At 68.2% G+C, this 3,478-nt stretch carries 2 protein-coding genes; both read left to right on the plus strand.

Going from position 1 to position 3,478, the window contains the following annotated elements; all coding sequences use genetic code 11:
• Window positions 1–38 precede the first annotated feature (38 nt).
• Window positions 39–1,646 (plus strand): ABC transporter substrate-binding protein, encoded by a 1,608-nt coding sequence (locus tag AB8Z36_RS32670; RefSeq protein WP_369217005.1) that lies wholly within the window; start codon window positions 39–41, stop codon window positions 1,644–1,646.
• Window positions 1,647–1,743: 97 nt separating this feature from the next.
• Complete coding sequence (locus AB8Z36_RS32675) at window positions 1,744–3,330, plus strand: ABC transporter substrate-binding protein (protein ID WP_369217006.1); 1,587 nt, start codon at window positions 1,744–1,746, stop codon at window positions 3,328–3,330.
• Window positions 3,331–3,478: the final 148 nt, after the last annotated feature.

Below are 3,478 nucleotides of genomic sequence, written 5' to 3' on the forward strand. Positions count from 1 at the left end.
GGATTCACGGGATCCAAGAGCTCTGGAGAACGTCGAGCATGAACCGCAAGACTTTGGTGCTGCCGGCTGTCATAGGTCTGCTCGCCCCCGCACTCGCCGCGTGTGGCGGTTCGGGCAGCGGAGACGGTGACGACGCGATCGCCGTCGGCACCACGGACGCGTTCGCCATCTCGAAGGAGGCACCGGCGCCCTTCGACCCGGCGTACGCCTACGACGCCGGTTCCTGGAGCCTGCTGCGGCAGACCCTCCAGACGCTGATGGCCCTGCCGCGCGCCGGTGGCGACCCGCAGCCCGAGGCCGCCGAGCAGTGCGGCTTCACCGACACGGGCAACGAGCGTTACTCCTGCACCCTGCGCAAGGGCCTGACGTTCTCCAACGGCGATCCGCTGACCGCCGCCGATGTGAAGTTCTCCATCGAGCGCGCCCGCGACATGAAGATCAAGGACTCCAGCGGCGTCGACGCCCTGGTGGCGAACGTCCAGGAGATCGAGACGCAGGGCGACCGCGAGGTCATCTTCCACCTCAAGGCGCCGGACGCGACGTTCCCGTACAAGCTGGCGACACCCCCCGCGGGCATCATCAGCAAGGACGACTACCCCAAGAACAAGCTGCGCGACGGCTTCGAGGTCACCGGCTCCGGCCCGTACATCGCGAAGCAGGAGGTCGACGGCGACCGCCTGGTGAAGACGGTGTTCACCAAGAACCCCCACTACAAGGGTGAGTTCAAGCCCCAGAGCGACAAGGTGGAGCTGCGCAGCTTCAACGACACCAAGTCCATGGGCAAGGCGCTCAAGGACGGCGACATCGACGTGATGGCGCGCACCATGTCGCCCGAGCAGGTCAAGGAGCTCGACGGGGGTTCCGACAAGAAGGTCGACGTGATCGAGGCGCAGGGTCTGGAGATCCGCTACCTCGCCTTCAACACCGACGCCGCCCCCGCCAAGAGCAAGGCCGTCCGGCAGGCCATGGCGCAGGTCATCGACCGCGGCGCGCTGGCCTCCTCGGTGTACGGCGAGACGGCCGACCCGCTGTTCTCGCTGGTGCCCGCCACCATCACGGGCCACGCCAACTCGTTCTTCAACAAGTACGGCAACCCGAGCGTCAGCAAGGCCCGCACCCTGCTGAACAAGGCGAACATCACCACCCCGGTGAAGATGACGCTGAACTACACCACCGACCACTACGGTCCGGCGACGAAGAAGGAGTTCGAGCTGCTCAAGAAGCAGCTCAACGACTCCGGTCTGTTCGACGTCTCGATCAAGGGCACGCCCTGGGGCACCTTCCGGCCCGCCGAGCGTGACGGCAAGTACGCGGTCTACGGCATGGGCTGGTTCCCCGACTTCCCCGACGCCGACAGCTTCATCGCGCCCTTCCTCGACAAGGGCAACTTCCTCGGCTCGCCCTACCAGAACCGGGACATCATCGACCAGCTCATCCCGACCTCGCGCCGCGAGGCCGACCGCCTGGCCGCCTCCAAGAGCATCCGCAGGATCCAGGACATCGTGGCCGAGGACGTGCCCGTCCTGCCGCTCTGGCAGGGCAAGCAGTACATCGCCGCGCGCGACGACATCACGGGTGTCGAGTACGCCCTGAACTCCGCCTCCAGCCTCCAGCTCTGGGAGCTCGGCCGCGGCGTCAGCGGCTGACACGCCCGCTGAGCATCCCGCTGAGACGAAGGGGGGCGGCCCACCTCCGCCCCCCTTTCGCGTACCACCGCACGACCACCAGATGTAAGGCATGTAAGTGATTCGTCGTAACCAGTGGCTGGCCCTTCCCCTCACGGGAGGGCTGGCCGCCGCCCTGTTGACCGGCTGCGGCACGGAGACCGGCGGCGCGGGGGACACCGGTGACGCGGTCGTGGTGGGGATGTCCGACGACGTCCTGGCCACCGATCCCGCGTCCGGCTACGACCCCGGGTCGTGGCTCCTGTTCAACAACGTCTTCCAGTCCCTCCTGAGCTTCCCCAAGGGCGCCACCGAGCCGGAGCCGGAGGCCGCCAGGACGTGCGGCTTCACCGACACGGAGGCGAGGGTCTTCGCGTGCGAGCTGCGCGACGGCCTGAAGTTCAGCAACGGCAACGCGCTCACCTCGAAGGACGTCAAGTTCTCCTTCGACCGCATGCGGAACATCGCGGCCGACGACGGCCCGGCGATCATGTTCCCGATGCTCGACAGCGTGCGCACGCCCAACGCCAAGAAGGTCGTCTTCAAGCTCAAGTACCCCGACGCGACCTTCCCCAGCAAGATCGCTTCCGGCGCGGGTTCCATCGTGGACCACCGCGAGTACGACATGGACAAGCTGCGCACGGACGGCCGGGCCGTCGGCTCCGGCCCCTACAAGCTGGACTCCTTCGGCGACACGCAGGCCGGTTTCTCCGTCAACGACTCCTACGGGGGCACCGCCAAGGTCAAGAACGAAGGCGTCGCCCTCAAGTTCTTCCACGGTGACCGCAAGGCGCTGAAGCAGTCGCTCCTGGACGGCAACGTCGACGTGGCCTACCGAGGGCTCGCCCCGGCGGACATCGCCGACATCCAGGAGAACTCCGCCGGGTCCGGCAAGGACGTCGACGTCGTCGAGGGCAGCAGCGCCGAGGTGCAGCACCTGGTCTTCAACATGAAGGACCCGGTGGCGGGCAAGCTCGGCGTCCGCAAGGCCGTCGCCTACCTCCTGGACCGGGAAGCCCTGGCCAAGGAGGTCTACCAGGACTCCGCCACACCGCTGTACTCGATCGTCCCCGCGGGCATCGGCGGCCACAACACGGCGTTCTTCGACACCTACGGCGCCCGCCCCCAGCGCTCGAAGGCCGCCGCCGCACTGCGCGGCGCGGGCATCGAGGGCAAGGCCAAGCTCACGCTCTGGTCCACGCCCGCGCGCTACGGCCCGGCCACCGACCAGGAGCTGCGCGCCATCGCCAAGCAGCTCAACGCCTCCGGCCTCTTCGACGCCGACGTGAAGTCCGTTCCCTTCGGGCAGTACGAGGAGGACATCGCCGACGGCAAGTACGGCGTCTACGTCAAGGGCTGGGTGCCGGACTATCCGGACCCGGACAACTTCACGCAGCCGTTCTTCGGCAAGGGCAACGTCCTCGGCAACCACTACGCGAACAGCGAGATCACCGGGAAGATCATTCCCGCTACGGCGACCCAGAGCGACCGCACCAGGACCGACGAGCAGTACGCCGACCTCCAGGACATCGTCGCCAAGGAGGTGCCGCTGCTGCCGGTCTGGCAGGCCAAGCAGTACGCGGTCGCCCGCGACAGCGTCTACGGCCTGGAGTCGTGCCTGGACGCCTCGACGGTCTTCCGCTTCTGGGAGATCAGCAAGGGCTGACACCCCGGCCTACCGACGCGCGACGCGGAAGGCGGCCGTCCCTCGGGGGGACGGCCGCCTTCGTCGTGCGTCCCGCGGAGGCCGGGGCGTCGTGCGGAGGCCGGGCGTCGCGCGGAGGCCGGGCGCGGCGGGGTGGCCGGGCGCGGCG

The organism is Streptomyces flavofungini, assembly GCF_041028215.1.
Classification (GTDB): domain Bacteria; phylum Actinomycetota; class Actinomycetes; order Streptomycetales; family Streptomycetaceae; genus Streptomyces; species Streptomyces flavofungini_B.